At 56.3% G+C, this 15,319-nt stretch carries 12 protein-coding genes; 2 read left to right on the top strand and 10 right to left on the bottom strand.

Annotation, left to right across the window (positions count from 1 at the left end):
• Positions 1–41: 41 nt before the first annotated feature.
• Positions 42–2,405 carry a DNA polymerase II gene (gene polB / locus FY046_RS16505; RefSeq protein WP_446186293.1) on the bottom strand — a complete coding sequence of 788 codons (2,364 nt, stop codon included), beginning with the start codon at positions 2,403–2,405 and terminating at the stop codon, positions 42–44.
• A gap of 170 nt (positions 2,406–2,575) precedes the next feature.
• Between polB and FY046_RS16500 the strand changes: the two genes are divergently transcribed.
• Positions 2,576–3,337: a DedA family protein gene (locus FY046_RS16500; RefSeq protein WP_133842323.1), complete on the top strand. Its 762-nt coding sequence runs from the start codon at positions 2,576–2,578 to the stop codon at positions 3,335–3,337.
• Here the strand turns inward: FY046_RS16500 and thiQ are convergent.
• The 4 genes from thiQ to sgrR form a co-directional block, all read right to left on the bottom strand.
• On the bottom strand, positions 3,314–4,030 hold the full coding sequence (gene thiQ / locus FY046_RS16495; RefSeq protein ID WP_446186292.1) for a thiamine ABC transporter ATP-binding protein ThiQ: 717 nt from the start codon (positions 4,028–4,030) through the stop codon (positions 3,314–3,316). The genes FY046_RS16500 and thiQ overlap by 24 nt on opposite strands.
• Positions 4,014–5,624: a thiamine/thiamine pyrophosphate ABC transporter permease ThiP gene (gene thiP / locus FY046_RS16490; RefSeq protein ID WP_446186291.1), complete on the bottom strand. Its 1,611-nt coding sequence runs from the start codon at positions 5,622–5,624 to the stop codon at positions 4,014–4,016. Before thiP ends, thiQ begins: the two co-directional genes overlap by 17 nt.
• Positions 5,600–6,586, bottom strand: coding sequence for a thiamine ABC transporter substrate binding subunit (gene thiB / locus FY046_RS16485; RefSeq protein ID WP_133842320.1), 987 nt, complete (start codon positions 6,584–6,586; stop codon positions 5,600–5,602). Before thiB ends, thiP begins: the two co-directional genes overlap by 25 nt.
• Positions 6,587–6,906: 320 nt before the next feature.
• Complete coding sequence (sgrR, locus tag FY046_RS16480; RefSeq protein WP_159336884.1) at positions 6,907–8,568, bottom strand: HTH-type transcriptional regulator SgrR; 1,662 nt, start codon at positions 8,566–8,568, stop codon at positions 6,907–6,909.
• A 244-nt stretch (positions 8,569–8,812) separates the two neighbouring features.
• On the opposite strand from sgrR, the gene FY046_RS16475 reads away from it, so the two are divergent.
• Positions 8,813–9,997 carry an MFS transporter gene (locus FY046_RS16475; RefSeq protein ID WP_133842318.1) on the top strand — a complete coding sequence of 395 codons (1,185 nt, stop codon included), beginning with the start codon at positions 8,813–8,815 and terminating at the stop codon, positions 9,995–9,997.
• 72 nt (positions 9,998–10,069) lie between these two features.
• On the opposite strand, the gene leuD is transcribed toward FY046_RS16475, so the two are convergent.
• From leuD to leuL, 5 genes are all read right to left on the bottom strand, one after another.
• A complete protein-coding gene (leuD, locus tag FY046_RS16470) occupies positions 10,070–10,675 on the bottom strand; it encodes a 3-isopropylmalate dehydratase small subunit (RefSeq protein WP_133842317.1) in 606 nt (201 codons plus the stop codon).
• 9 nt (positions 10,676–10,684) lie between these two features.
• Positions 10,685–12,082: a 3-isopropylmalate dehydratase large subunit gene (gene leuC / locus FY046_RS16465; protein WP_167863362.1), complete on the bottom strand. Its 1,398-nt coding sequence runs from the start codon at positions 12,080–12,082 to the stop codon at positions 10,685–10,687.
• A gap of 4 nt (positions 12,083–12,086) precedes the next feature.
• Complete coding sequence (gene leuB / locus FY046_RS16460; RefSeq protein ID WP_133842315.1) at positions 12,087–13,175, bottom strand: 3-isopropylmalate dehydrogenase; 1,089 nt, start codon at positions 13,173–13,175, stop codon at positions 12,087–12,089.
• A gap of 1 nt (position 13,176) precedes the next feature.
• Entirely contained in the window at positions 13,177–14,745 is a 1,569-nt protein-coding gene (gene leuA, locus FY046_RS16455) for a 2-isopropylmalate synthase (protein ID WP_446186290.1), read from the bottom strand.
• A 94-nt stretch (positions 14,746–14,839) separates the two neighbouring features.
• On the bottom strand, positions 14,840–14,923 hold the full coding sequence (leuL, locus tag FY046_RS16450; RefSeq protein WP_133842717.1) for a leu operon leader peptide: 84 nt from the start codon (positions 14,921–14,923) through the stop codon (positions 14,840–14,842).
• Positions 14,924–15,319 lie beyond the last annotated feature (396 nt).

Below are 15,319 nucleotides of genomic sequence, written 5' to 3'. Positions count from 1 at the left end.
AGGAGCGCTATGGTACTGGAAGGTCGCCCATTCGTCACCTGTCAAAAAAGCCCCAGCTGTCCTGTTACCAGTGTAGCAAAGTCATCCTGCATAAACGGCAGGATACCCTCGGCCACCGGTTGTAACTGGCGCGTCAGATAGTGATCGTAGTCCAGTGGCGTGATCCTCGCTTCCAGCGGTTCCGGGCCAGAGGTGGCCATCACATAGCGGATTTTCCCGCCTTTCTGGTAGAGCAGTGGCCGGCCAAGCTTCTGGTTTTGTTCATCAGCGATACGTGCGGCACGCACGTGCGGGGGCACATTTCGTTGGTATTCACCCAGCGGGCGACGCAGCCTTTTACTGTAAGTGAGCTGATCGTCCAGTTCCCCCTCCAGCAGCTGGCGCACGGTTTCCCGGATATAGTCCTGATAGGGTTGCCCGGTAAAAATGCGCAGATAGAGCTCCTGTTGAAATTTTTGTGCCAGCGGCGTCCAGTCGGTACGCACCGTTTCTAATCCTTTAAAGACCATACGCGGCTTCTCACCGCTGCGTATCAGCCCCGCATAGCGCTTCTTGCTGCCTTGTTCGGCACCCCGGATGGTTGGCATCAGAAAACGGCTGAAGTGGGTTTCATACTCCAACTCCAGTGCGCTTTCTACGTTGAATTCTGCGCGCAGATGCTGTTGCCACCATTGATTGACGGTGTCCACCAGACGGCGGCCAATCTCCCCTGCGCGCGCTTCGTCGTGAGCCGATTTTAGCCAGACGAAGGTGGAGTCGGTATCGCCGTAAATCACATCAAAACCCTCGGCTTCAATCAGTTCCCGGGTCTGACGCATAATATCGTGACCGCGCATGGTGATGGAGGAGGCAAGACGCGGATCGAAGAAACGACAGGCGCTGGTGCCCAGTACGCCATAAAAGGCATTCATAATGATTTTCAGCGCCTGCGACAGCGGCTTATTGCCCTGCTTTTTGGCTTCTTCCCGTCCCTGCCAGATCTGATTCACAATGGCGGGCAGGCAGTGGTTGGTGCGGGAAAAACGTGCACCGCGATAGCCTGCGACAGAATGGGCCTCATCCGGCTGTGCCATGCCTTCAACCAACCCGACCGGGTCAATTAAAAAGGTGCGGATAATCGACGGATACAGGCTTTTGTAATCAAGCACCAGCACTGAGTCATACAGGCCGGGCTGTGAGTCCATCACATAGCCACCAGGGCTGGCCTCTGGCGCGACATCCCCCAGATTTGGGGCCACAAAACCGGCACGATGCATACGCGGCAGGTAGAGGTGACCAAATGCGGCCACCGAACCGCCGTGGCGATCGACGGCCAGGCCATTTACCGATGCGCGTTCCAGCAGGAACGGCATCAGTTCAGTGTGCTGGAAAATACGCGTCACCAGTTCGCAGTCTTTCAGGTTGTAGTGGGCCAGGGCGGGCTTATCTTCCGCAAAGCGTTGATCAATCTCTTCCATACGCTGCCAGGGATTATTGATGGCTTTCCCTTCCCCCAGCAGTTCGCGTGAAACCGCTTCAAGGCTGAAGGATTCAAAGTTCCAGAAGGCAGATTTCAGGGCTTCAATGCCGTCAATAATCAGCCGTCCGCTGGCCTGGGCGAAGAAAACACCCGGCTTAAACCCGTGCTCGCGCCACTCCAGCGCCGGGCTGTAACCCCGCCCCAGATTCAGTGGAATGCCGTAGCGTTCGGCATGTTTTTGCAGCACACGCAGGTCGAACTGCACTACGTTCCAGCCGATCAGCACATCGGGGTCATGACGGGCAAACCAGGCGTTGAGTTTTTCCAGCAGCAGCGGGCGGCTGGCGACATATTCCAGATTAAAATCGAGGTGGCTGGCATCGCCGTTCTCCGGGCCAAGCATGTAGACATCCCGCTGGCCGCACCCTTCCAGGCCTATGCAGTACAGCTCGCCGTGACGCGTTGTTTCGATGTCCAGCGATACCCATTTCAGCGGCGGGCGATAATCCGGGTGTGGTTTCAGACGGGTTTGTATCAGTCGGTCCCCGGAGGGCTGACCGCTGAACCAGACCGGGGCAGTGATAAACCGCTCCATCAGGAAGCGCTCTGGCGGGCGTACATCTGTTTCATACAGCGTGATGCCATTCTCACGCAGCAGCTTATCCAGCTTTTGTAGCTGGCGTTGCTGTCGGCAATACAGGCCAACCACCAGACGCTGGCGAAAATCTTTCAACTCAAGCGGGGCAAAACGCCAGTCGCGCTCACCCGCTAACAGCCGCGTGGCTGCTGCCTGCTGTTCAGCTGGAATAAACGCCACGGACTCCTGCGGCGGCAGCACCACCATCTGCGGGCCAGCATCCGTCGCCAGCCAGAGTGTGATTTCACTGCCAGCGGGTGTATCCCGCCAGTGGCGTGTGAGTAGAAAGCCTGCCTGTGCGTCGTTCACACTGTCTCCCGGGGGTGATGAAGTGTTAATATTAGCATGTTTATTTATACAGTGTTCATCTCCTGAATCCAGACCTTTACTCCGTTGCTACGTTCCCATACAAAACAGACCTTGACGCTTTCCTGCCGCCTCTGGACAATCCGGGGTTCTGCTCATTTTTTTGGAATGTTATGGAAGCCTGGCTGCAACATTTAATCACCCAATCTTTGGCCTGGTCACTGCTGGCCGTTGGGCTGGTGACTTTTTTTGAATCGCTGGCGCTGGTCGGGTTGCTGTTACCGGGTACGGTATTGATGGCGTCATTTGGCGCACTGATCGGCAGCGGGCAGATTGGGCTGTATCCTGCCTGGGCCGTTGGCACATTGGGTTGTCTGCTGGGCGACTGGATTTCCTATTTTATTGGCTGGCAGTTCAAAGGGCCGCTGCACCGCTGGTCGTTTATTAAAAAACACCAGAAGCTGATGGATAAAACGGAGCACGCGCTGCATGAGCACAGCATGTTTACCATCATCGTTGGCCGCTTTGTGGGGCCAACACGCCCGCTCATCCCGCTGGTCGCCGGAATGCTTGAACTGCCAGTCCGCAAGTTTATTCCCCCGAATATCATCGGCTGCATTCTGTGGCCGCCGCTTTACTTATTGCCGGGGATCCTCGCCGGGGTGGCGATTGATGTGCCAAAGGATGCCAGCAGCGGCCTCTTTAAGTGGCTGCTGTTAGGCGTTGCGATACTGGTATGGCTGGGCTGCTGGCTGGGTTGGCGCTGGCTGCGTTCCAGGAAGCAGAACGACTGGGCTACGTCGTATCTGCCTCTGACGCGTCTGCGCTGGCTGGCGCCGCTGATGATAGTGCTGGCGGTGGTGAGCTTTACGGCGATCCAGTTCCATCCAATGATGCCGATTTTCCGTCACTTATTGTGGGATGTGTTCTTCTAAGGCGATGCCCAATATCGCCGCTTCTGGCACTGCACCGCGCTGTAACTGCGCGGTGCTGCCATCCCAGTAAACCCGCCCATCAACAATCAGCAGGCTACGCGGCGCAATGTGCGCGGCGTCTTCAATACTGTGCGACACCATCAGCAGGGTGATATTGCGTTCGGTACAGACGTCATCCACCAGGCCTAACATCTCTTTACGCAGCGCCGGATCCAGCGCTGAGAAGGGTTCGTCCAGCAGCAGGATCGGCTGCTGACGCACCAGACAACGGGCGAGTGCCGCACGCTGGCGCTGACCGCCTGAAAGCTGATGGGGCAGACGCTGTAAGTGGTCCGTCAGACCGACGCGCTGGGCGATATTCTGTAACTCATGCTTCTGCTGGTGGTTAAGCTTCAGGCCAGGGTGCAGCCCCAGCCCAATGTTTTGCGCCACGGTCAGGTGTGGGAACAGGTTATTCTCCTGAAACAGCATCGATACCGGGCGTTGGGCTGGCGCGCTGTCGCGATGTTCGCTGCCGTTCAGCTGTAATTCACCACTTTTCACCGGTAAAAATCCGGCGACCAGGCCCAGTAAGGTGCTTTTTCCCGCCCCGCTGGGGCCGAGGATCGCCAGGCGTTCACCCGCCTGCACGCTGAAGGTAAAGCGCATTGGCAGGTGGTGATACAGATAAGTCAGATTAGTCAGGTTTAACATGGCGCCCCGGCAGTTTTTCAATCAGGGTAAACAGCAGGAAGCAGAGCAACAGCAGTAACAGGGCGGTGACCGCACCGTCGCTGCTGCGATACGAGCCTATCTGCTGATAAAGGTAAAAGGGCAGTGTGCGAAAGTTTTCATTACCGAACAGCGCCACCACGCCAAAATCACCAATCGACAACACGCAGGCAAAGGCCAGCGCCTGTGCCAGTGGGCGTTTCAGCGCGCGCAGTTCAATCAGCCTCAGGCGGTTCCAACCGCGAATATCCAGCGACAGACACAGCAGGCTATAGCGCCCGGCAATATCGCGCAGCGGGTTTTCCAGCACTTTCATCGCATAGGGAACGGCCATCAGTGCGTTGGTGGCGATCACCATCCCTTCCGCTGACTCGGGCAGCCCGATGGTCTGGTTGAGCAACAGGAAAAAGCCGGTTGCCAGCACAATCCCAGGCATCGCGAGGATCAGCATACCGCTCATTTCCAGCGTTTGTCCCCATAACGGGCGCTGACGCAGGCGCAGCTCACGACTGCTCCAAAGCAGCATCATCGTCAGAACCACGCTGAGTATTCCCGCTCCCAGTGCAATGCGCACAGAGGTTAACATTGCCTGCCACAGCGCAGACTGATGCAGTACCGTGCTGAACCCCTGATTCAACCCGTCGATCACCACGGCCAGCAGCGGTGGCAGGATCAGCAGTAATACGGCGGCAATCAGCAACAAATCCAGTATGCGAGCACGGCAGCTATCCTGCGGATTGCGCCAGCCGCCCAGGCTGTCGCTGCCCGCTGGGATCGCTTTACTCAGACGCTGGCTGAGCATAACCAGCCCCAGGCAGCACAGCATCTGTAACAGCGCCAGCAGGGCTGCGCGCCCGGGATCGTAGTCGAAACTCAATGCCTGGAAGATCGCCAGCTCAATGGTGGTCGCCTGCGGACCGCCGCCCAGCGACAGTACGGTGGCAAAGCTGGCAAAGCACAGCATAAAGATCAGCGCTGCGGCGGGCAGGATCTGGCGCCGTAGCCATGGCCATTCGACAATACGAAAATGTGCCCAGCCACTCAGGCCTAGCTGTGCAGCGATCTGCCGCTGTTCGCCGGGGATCTGCTGCAGTGCCTGCAGCAGCAGGCGGGTGGCCAGTGGCAGGTTGAAAAAGACGTGGGCCAGCAGGATACCTTGCAGGCCGTAAGGCGAGAAGGTGTAGTCAACGCCAAGCAGGGCGCACAGCTGCGCCAGCCAGCCGCTGCGACCATATACGCTGAGAATACCAAATACCGCCACCAGTACCGGTAACACCAGCGTCATGGCACACAGCCGCAGCAGCGTGTTGCGGCCAGGGAAGCGGCGGCGGTAAAGGGCCCGGGCCAGAGGAATGGCGGGCAACACCGAGAGCAGCGCGGACAGCAGTGCCTGCCAGAAGGAGAAGCGCAGCACGTGCCACAGATAGCTATCCTGCCAGAGGCCGCGCCAGTCGGTGGTGGGCGCATTCTGCCAAAGGGCAAAAAACGCCAACGAGGCCACGCTGACCAGCAGCATCGCAGCCAGCACGCCGGGCACTAACCAGCCGGGAATTAGCGGCTGACGGCGCGTTGCCATGCACTAATCCAGTTGCTGCGCTGTGTTGCCACGTCCTGTGGGCTGTATTGCAGTGAGGTCGTTGGAACAGTCAGGGTATTGAAGCCCGCTGGTAGTGTCGTGCTGATTGCCGGGTACATCCAGTTGCCGGTGGCGATGGTGTCCTGGAACGCTGGAGTCATCACAAACTGCATAAACTGCTGCGCCAGCTTCGGTTGCTTGCTGGACTTCAACTGACCGGCGACTTCCACCTGTAAATAGTGCCCTTCGCTGAAGTTGGCGGCGGCGTACTGATCTTTCTTCTCTTCAATCAGATGATAAGCGGGAGAGGTGGTGTAGCTGAGCACCATATCGCTTTCGCCCTTGAGGAACAGGCCATACGCCTCGCTCCAGCCTTTAGTGACGGTCACCGTTTTCTTTGCCAGCTTCTGCCAGGCTTCCGGGCTTTTATCGCCAAACACCTGCTGCATCCACAACAGCAGGCCAAGGCCCGGGGTGCTGGTGCGCGGATCTTCGTAGATCACCTTCAGGGGACGATCGCTCTCGACCAATTCTTTCAGGCTTTTCGGCGGGTTCTGTAGCTTGGTTTTGTCATAGACAAAAGCAAACCAGCCGTAGTCATAAGGGACAAACGTCGTGTTCTTCCAGCCGCCGGGGACGGTACTGTGGGACGTATCGGTGTTTGAGGCGGCGAACAGCCCGGTTTTTTCTGCGGCATCCAGCAGGTTGTTATCCAGGCCCAGCACTACATCCGCTTTGCTGTTTTTGCCTTCCATGCGCAGCCGGTTTAACAGCGAGACGCCATCTTCAAGGGCCACGAATGTCAGTTCACAGTGACACTGTGCTTCAAAGGCTTTCTTGATGGCTGGACCCGGTCCCCATTCGGCAGAGAAGGAGTCGTAGGTGTAAACCGTCAGGGTTTCTTTGGCCGCGAGGGCAGGCAGGGAAAACAGCACCAGCAGAGGTAAATATTTTTTCAACACTTTGCGTTCCTTGAAGGTATGCGCAAAGGATCTGAGTCAGTGACACTCTCAAATCCCTACGCCGGTATGATCCGGGTCAGGTTCGACGGGTTTTATCTCAGCGAAAACGTGCTGCGCAGGCATTGATCCGGCGTCGGGCAGTGCGCGCCATCCTCACATACTGATGTATGCTGCGGTGGCTGTGCGCTGGCCTTCACCGGCTGAATGCTTGCTCGCAGCGTTTTAAAGTGCTGCGCAGGCAGTGATCCGGCGTCAGCAGATGTCTTCGCACCCCGTTGAGAACGGCTCATTCTAGTGGTTTCGTCTTTGTTACGAAAGCGTCATGATTCGGGGGGAGCGAACCAGGCAGATTTAAAGTCGAACCAGCCCAGCGTGTTCATGCGTACACCGCGCATACTGCGCTGTCCATGCAGCAGGAGCCAGTGGTGGAACAGCGGATGGAGGAAGTTGCTGTCGATCAACTGCTTGCTCCAGTCGGCCAGCGAGAGTTTCTGCTCGCGCCAGAGTCGGGCATCGCTTTCCCAGTCAGTCGGCACACAGTGGTGCATCAGCGGGATCTCATACAGCAGGGCAAACAGAGAGAACTCCAGCGGCAGGGTAAAGTTGGCGCTGCCCAGCCAGATATCGCTTTTAGCCTCGCCGCGATACCAGCTTTCATAATCAATTTCCTGAGTGATCAGCTCAACGCCGTGTGCGGCAAGGATCGGTCCGAGCGCGTTGGCAATGCCCTGGTGTTCAATATGATCGCTGTACCAGGTGATGGTCAGTGAGGTTAGCCCGGCGGGTTTCTCTGCAATGGCCATATCGCGGCGATGATGCCAGCGTGGCAGCAGGCCGTAGGCCGGGAACCAGTAGCGCTGGTAGGCAATACCGCTGTGGTTCAGCAGGGCGATAGGGTTGAAAATGGTGCTGATCCAGCGGCGCAGTTGTTCGTTACATCCGTGCTCAGAACGCTGATCAAACATCAGGAAATAGCAGCCCTCTTCCAGTCGGCTCTCTTCGGATTTTTCATCAGTGTTTTCGCTTTGCAGTTTGACACCGGAGTAGACCAGTTCGTCGCTGATCTCCGGCAGCACCCAGATATTGACCTCATCAATCAATGCGCGATAACCAAAGTAGTCATCAAAGGCGGCAATGCGCAGCTGGCTGTGTTGGTTGCGTTCCACCTCGTAGGCGCCGGTGCCCACCGGCTGACGGGCAAAATTACGCATATGCGGCCACTCTTTCGGCAGGATCATGGCGCTGACACTGCCCAGCAGCCAGGGTAGCCAGTTATCCTGCTGGCTGAGATGAATATCCAGCGTCCAGGGCGTGTGGCATTCAATACGTTCGAGGTGGCTGAACAGCGGTTGCTCTTGTAAGCGTACGAGCGTGGCAATGACGTCCTCAACCTCCAGTTCACGGCCATGATGGAAGTGGATGGCCGGGCGCAGAAAGAAGCGCCAGTGCAGCGGGGCGATCTGTTGCCAGTGATGGGCAATATCCGGCTCGATTTCCCCGTTTTCCTCATTTATCCGTGCCAGCCCGTTGAAGATTTGCCGCGCAAGATGCGTTTCCGAGCGGCGCAGCGGCGTCCCGGGCAGCAGATTCAGTAACGGACGGTAGTAGAGCACGCGCAGAATATGTTTACCCTGGCGGAAACTGCGGCCTAAATGGGAGAGCAGCATCTGACGTACGCGGTTTTTATCCCCCACCAGTTGCACCAGTTGGTCGATGCGGTCCTGTTCCAGTAAGTCCTCTGCCCGTTGTTGCTGTAACGCCAGCCCGGTATAACGGAAAGTGAGGCGTGAACGCTTGCCGCGTCCTGCCTCAGCCTGCCACTCCAGCCAGCCCTGATCCTGCATGGCATTCAGCAGGTTACGCATATGACGCCGGGAACAGCTAAGCTGTACCGCCAGATCGCTGAGCGTGGTTTCCTGTGGCTGGCCGTCGCAACATTGCCAGAGCCGGATAAATTGCTGCTGTAAACGGGGTGAGGACATAAAAGAGGAACCCTGTGTTAAAAGCTGTCTGTTTTTCCTGCCTTATATTACGGCGATAATGGCAACAGATGAAAGAGCGGGAGGCATTCTTCGGAATGGCGTTCAATCATTCACAGTGGCGTAAGCCCTGATTCTGAGTATGGTGCTTTTCACCAGCCAGCGGTAAGCCGCTGGCTTTTTTCGTCGGTTTTCTTCTAAGCTCTGAGTCTGTTCACTCTTGTTTCAGCCAGTCGAGGCATCCGTCATGACATCGCTCCAACGCCGTCGTATTCATCCGGTCTATCTGGCTTTTATGGCGGTTTCTTTCATGGTTGGGATTGCCGGTGCGTTGCAGGCCCCCACTCTTAGCCTGTTTCTGAGCCGTGAAGTGGCGGTGCGCCCCTTCTGGGTTGGGCTGTTTTATACGGTGAATGCGGTGGCGGGGATCGTGGTCAGTCTGCTGCTGGCAAAACGCTCGGACAGTCGTGGTGACCGACGTATGCTGATCCTGTTTTGCTGCGTGATGGCGATAGGTAACGCGTTGTTATTCGCCTTCAATCGTCATTATCTGACGTTAATTACCGCCGGGGTCTTCTTGTCTGCGGTCGCCAGCGTGGCGATGCCGCAAATTTTTGCGTTGGCACGCGAATATGCTGACAGCTCTGCCCGTGAAGCGGTGATGTTTAGTTCAGTGATGCGCGCCCAGTTATCACTGGCGTGGGTAATTGGCCCGCCGCTCTCTTTTGCTATTGCGCTGAACTACGGTTTTACCACCATGTTTCTCGTCGCTGCGCTGCTGTTCGTGGTTTGTGTGGCATTAATCTGGTTTACCCTGCCGTCGGTGCCGCGCGTGCAGGCTGCGACAGCAGATGTGCCCATCACCGACGTCAGCGGCTGGAAGAGCCGCGATGTGCGTATGCTGTTTATCGGATCGGTCCTGATGTGGACCTGTAACACGATGTATATCATTGATATGCCGTTGTATATCAGTAGCGTGCTGGGAATGCCGGATACGCTGGCCGGTCTGTTGATGGGGACGGCGGCAGGGCTGGAGATCCCGGTGATGCTGCTGGCAGGGCACTACGTGAAACGCTTTGGTAAGCGTAATATGATGTTGCTGGCGGTGGCCTGCGGGGCGTTGTTTTATCTTGGTCTGGTGCTGTTCCAGAGTCGCACCGCACTGATGATATTGCAGCTGTTTAATGCGGTGTATATCGGCATTATTGCCGGGATTGGCATGATCTGGTTCCAGGACTTGATGCCGTCGCGGCCTGGTGCGGCCACCACGCTGTTTACCAACAGTATCTCAACCGGGGTGATCCTGGCGGGTGTGGTGCAGGGGGCGCTGGCGGAGACGTTCGGCCATCACTCGGTGTACTGGGTGGCGTTACTGCTGGCGCTGGTGGCGTTTGCGCTGTCGTGGCGGGTCAGAGAACAGCGCGTGGTATAAATACGGGCCGCGCATGCCTGGCCCGTACAGAGGTTCCAGGGGCTGACCTTCTTTTTCGGTCAGCCCGCAATATCAACGCAAAAACGCGTGCTGTTTTTGCTCGTACGCGGTGATATCGGCGTCGTGTTGTAAGGTCAGGCCAATCGCATCAAGCCCGTTAATCAGGCAGTGACGGCGGAAGCTGTCGATCTCAAACGGGTAGGTTTTATCCCCGGCCCGCACTTGCTGATTTTCCAGATCAACCGTGAAGCGAATGCCCGGTTCCGCTGCCACTAACTGGAACATCTCGTCGACTTCCGCTTCGCTCAGCGTCACCAGTAGCAGCTGGTTATTGAATGAGTTGTTAGCAAAGATATCGGCAAAACCGGAACCGACAATGGCCTGAATTCCGTAATCCGTCAGCGCCCAGGGGGCGTGTTCGCGTGAGGAACCACAGCCAAAATTTTCCCGCGTCAGCATGATGCTGGCCCCGCTAAACTCAGGCTTATTCAGCACGAATTCCGGGTTGGAAATTTGCCCTTCGGGGTCGGTATAACGCCAGTCATAAAAAAGGTTGCGGCCGAAACCGGTGCGCGTCACCATCTGCAAAAACTGCTTAGGGATAATCGCATCGGTATCAACGTTAGCCGCATCCAGCGGCACCACGATACCGCTGTGCTGCGTGAATTTTTTCGCCATAACAGTTCCTTAAATCAGCTCGCGGATATCAGCAAAGTGACCAGCGACCGCCGCTGCGGCGGCCATGGCCGGGCTGACCAGATGGGTACGTCCGCCACGGCCCTGACGACCTTCAAAGTTGCGGTTGCTGGTGGAGGCACAGCGTTCTCCGGGGCTGAGGCGATCGTTATTCATCGCCAGGCACATAGAACAGCCCGGTAAACGCCATTCAAAGCCCGCATCGATAAAGATCTTATCCAGACCTTCTTCTTCTGCCTGCGCTTTCACCGGGCCAGAACCCGGCACCACGTAGCCCTGCACACCCTGAGCAATCTTATGCCCTTTCACCACGGCTGCGGCCGCGCGTAAATCTTCAATGCGCGAGTTAGTGCAGGAGCCGATAAACACTTTATCCACCGGCACGTCGGTCAGACGGATACCGGGTTTCAGGTCCATATAGGCCAGCGCTTTTTCTGCCGAGGCACGTTCCACTGGATCGCTGAACGAAGCCGGATCGGGAATCGGGTCACTGACGGCAATCACCTGACCGGGGTTGGTTCCCCAGGTGACCTGCGGCGCTATATCTGCTGCATCCAGCGTGACCACTTTGTCGAAGTGCGCGCCTTCATCAGTTTTCAGCGTACGCCAGTAGTCGACGGCCTGCTGCCAGGCGGCATCTTTAGGGGCAAAACGGCGGCCATTGACGTAGTTAAAGGTGGTGTCATCGGGCGCAATCAGCCCGGCTTTGGCACCCAGTTCAATTGCCATATTGCACAGGGTCATACGCCCTTCCATGCTCAGCGCTTCGACAGCTGCACCGCAGAACTCCACAACGTGACCGTTGCCGCCACCGCTGCCGGTTTTACCGATAATGGCCAGCGCGATATCTTTTGCAGTAATCCCTGGCGCAGTCTGACCGCGTACCTCAACCTTCATGGTTTTCGCCCGTGACTGTTTCAGCGTTTGCGTTGCCAGTACGTGCTCCACTTCGGAGGTGCCGATGCCAAAGGCCAGCGCACCGAGTGCACCGTGGGTTGAGGTGTGGGAATCACCGCAAACAATGGTCATGCCAGGCAGTGATAATCCCTGCTCTGGCCCCATCACATGCACAATGCCCTGGAATTGATGGCGGAGGTCAAACAGCTGGACGCCAAAGGCCTCACAGTTTTTGATCAACATCGACATCTGAATCCGTGCCATCTCGCCGCTGGCGTTGATGTCACGCGACTGAGTGGAGACGTTGTGATCCATCGTGGCAAAGGTTTTTGACGGCTGGCGCACCGGGCGACCGTGTGCGCGCAGACCGTCAAAGGCCTGCGCTGACGTCACCTCATGGACAAGGTGACGGTCGATATAGATCAGCGGCGTTTCATTGGGTGCTTCGTGCACGACATGCGCATCAAACAGCTTCTCGTACAGTGTTTTCATATTTTTATGCTTCGCGAATAAACCGGGCAATCACGCTGCCCATTTCATCGGTGCCGATCGCCTTGCCGCTGCCTGCCAGATCGCCGGTGCGGAAACCTTCTTCCAGCGCACGGTTAATGGCCTGCTCAATCGCATCAGCGGCATCGGCCGCATTCAGGCTGTAGCGCAGCAGCAGGGCCAGCGACAGGATCTGCGCCACCGGGTTAGCAATATTTTTACCGGCAATATCCGGGGCGGAGCCACCGGCCGGTTCAAACAGACCAAAGCCTTTTTCGTTCAGGCTGGCTGACGGCAGCATGCCCATCGAGCCGGTGATCATGGCACATTCATCGGACAGGATGTCACCGAACAGGTTAGAACACAGCATCACGTCAAACTGTGACGGCGCCTTGATCAGCTGCATGGTGGCATTGTCGATATACATATGGCTTAACTCGACGTCCGGGTAATCCTGCGCCACTTCATTCACAATCTGACGCCAGAGAATCGAGGATTGCAGCACATTGGCTTTATCAATCGAGGTGACTTTGTTACGGCGTTTACGCGCGGATTCAAAGGCGATACGCGCAATGCGTTCGATTTCGAAACGGTGATACACCTCGGTGTCGAAAGCGCGTTCATGCATACCGCTGCCTTCGCGGCCTTTCGGCTGGCCGAAGTAAATCCCACCGGTCAGTTCACGGACCACCAGGATATCAAACCCCTGATCGGCAATATCACGGCGCAACGGGCAGAAATCTTCCAGCCCCTGATACAGGCTGGCCGGGCGCAGGTTACTGAACAGCTGGAAATGTTTGCGCAGTGGCAACAGGGCGCCGCGCTCAGGCTGCTCGGTCGGTGGAAGGTGTTCCCATTTTGGGCCACCAACAGAACCGAACAGAATAGCGTCAGCCTGCTCACAGCCTTTGACGGTGCCCTCAGGCAAGGGTACGCCGTGGCGGTCAATGGCGATACCGCCAACGTCATACTCGCTGGTGGAGATACGCAGATCAAAACGCTGGCGAATAGCGTCCAGGACTTTACTGGCCTGTGCCATCACTTCCGGGCCGATGCCATCACCGGGTAACACTGCGATATGGTAAGTGCGGGACATGTTATACGGCTTCCTTTTGGTCTTTGATCTGAGACTTACGCTGTAATTCCTGTTCAACCTGACGTGCGCGCCAGATAGTGTTCAGTGCGTTGACCATCGCTTTAGCCGAGGATTCGACGATATCCGTCGCCAGGCCCACGCCGTGGAATTTGCGGCCGTTGTACTGCACCACGATATCCACCTGACCCAGGGCATCTTTACCGTGACCTTGAGCGGTCAGCTGATAGTTGATCAGCTCGGTATCGAAGCTGGTAATGCGGTTAATCGCCTGATACACCGCATCCACCGGGCCGTTTCCGGTCGCCGCTGCAGTCTTCTGTTCTTCACCGCAGCCCAGTTGCACGGTAGCGGTCGCAATCACGCTGGAGCCGGACTGCACGTTGAAGGTATCCAGCGTGAAGTATTCTGGCTCTTCAGATTGTTTGTTGATAAAAGCCAGTGCTTCCAGGTCATAATCGAACACCTGGCCTTTTTTATCGGCCAGCGCCTTAAATGCGTCGTACAGCGTATCCATATTGTATTCGCTGTCGGTGTAGCCCATCTCTTCCATGCGGTGCTTCACGGCAGCACGGCCGGAACGTGAGGTCAGGTTTAACTGCACCTGTTTCAGACCGATGGATTCTGGTGTCAGGATTTCGTAGTTTTCGCGATTTTTCAGCACGCCATCCTGGTGGATACCGGAAGAGTGAGCGAAAGCATTGGAGCCGATAATCGCTTTGTGGGCAGGGATAGGCATGTTGCAGATTTTGCTGACGGTCTGGCACGTACGGTAGATCTCCTGATGATTAATCCGCGTCTGAACGTTCATCAATTGTCCGCGGGTTTTAATCGCCATAATCACTTCTTCCAGCGCACAGTTACCTGCGCGCTCACCCAGGCCATTCATCGCCCCTTCAATCTGACGGGCGCCCGCGTTAACGGCGGCCAGCGCATTACCTACCGCCATCCCCAGGTCGTCGTGGGTATGAACAGACAGAATGGCTTTATCAATATTCGGCACACGATCGCGTAATGCGCTAAAGATGTTGGCATATTCGTACGGCAGCGTGTAACCCACGGTATCAGGGATGTTGATGGTGGTGGCACCGGCATTAATTGCCGCTTCCACTACGCGGCACAGGTCATCAATGGGGGTGCGTCCGCCATCCTCGCACGAGAACTCCACGTCGTCCGTATAGTTACGTGCGCGTTTCACCATTTTGACTGCACGCTCAATCACTTCTGGCAGCGTGCTGCGCAGCTTGGTGGCGATATGCATCGGCGAGGTGGCGAGGAAGGTGTGAATACGGTAGGCATCTGCAACACGCAGCGCTTCATAGGCCGCGTCGATATCTTTTTCTACACAGCGTGCCAGGCCACAGACCCTGCTATTTTTAATCTGGCGGGCGATGGTCTGGACGGATTCAAAATCACCAGGAGACGACACCGGGAAACCGACCTCCATCACGTCAACGCCCATACGTTCGAGTGCCAGGGCAATTTGCAGTTTTTCTTTCACACTCAGGCTGGCCTGTAATGCCTGTTCGCCATCGCGCAGAGTGGTATCGAAAATAATGACTTGGTCGCTCATGGAATAGTTCCTTGTCTGGTTTACGTCGCCTGCTGCTGCGAGCATAAAAAAACCCGCGCATCGGCGCGGGTTTCTTAGGTTTTACAGGCCTGAATCAGTGATTGATTCCGCCCACCAGTCTACCGCGCAAAGAGGATGCGTTTAGTAGTAGACCGAGTAGGCGATGAGTGCGGATCATTGATTCAAACCTCATTAAATTCTGGCAGTGACTTTATTGATACCTGATAAAGACCGGGGCTGTCAACCTTCAATAACAATCCTCAAAGCGTGGGAATTATTTGGCGCGCCGGGCATTAAAGGCCACAAAGTTTTAATAACAAAACGATCACAATGCATATTTCTTCGTCGCAGAATAATCCGCTTTTAGAACGGGAAATCGTCAGTGTAATTGTCGATGGCAGGGGCAGGCGGGCAGAGCCTTAATTATCACTTTCCGCACATGTCGTAAGGTTTGCCGTTTGCCTGCCAACTTTTCTACGGTTATGGTATTTGCCATAACCTCAAAAAACTGGGGCTTCGCCCTGTACCTGGATTTTGGAAATGACTTCCACTATCTGAGCATAAAAAAAACAGG

It is taken from the genome of Erwinia sp. 1181_3 (genome assembly GCF_052824965.1).
Note: the sequence above shows the minus strand (reverse complement) of the source record. Positions and strands in the feature narration are given on the sequence as shown.